A 258-nucleotide genomic window follows, 5' to 3' on the forward strand; every position below is an offset into this window, starting at 1 on the left:
CGTGGTGACGCGGATCGGGATCATGGCGAGCCTCGTCATCGGCACGATCGCCGGCTCCGCCTCGCATCTCGCGCTCGCCTATCTCGCGGCGCAGGGCGGTAACGGCGGCCACGACTACTGGACCTTCGCGATCGCCGTCGGCATCGACGGCTTCGCCGCGAGCTTCGCGCAGATCGTGCTCATCACCTACATGTCGTCGATCTCGTCGAATGCCTTCGCCGGCAGCCAGTTCGGCATGCTGACCTCGCTCGTCGCGCT

At 67.1% G+C, this 258-nt stretch carries 1 protein-coding gene; it reads left to right on the forward strand.

The window, feature by feature from the left end:
* Window positions 1–22 precede the first annotated feature (22 nt).
* Window positions 23–258: hypothetical protein (locus tag RMT89_RS44000; protein WP_315889363.1), on the forward strand; the 236-nt coding region annotated here is incomplete at its 3' end.

The organism is Streptomyces sp. P17, from assembly GCF_032436805.1.
In the GTDB taxonomy this organism is placed as follows: Bacteria; Actinomycetota; Actinomycetes; order Streptomycetales; family Streptomycetaceae; genus Streptomyces.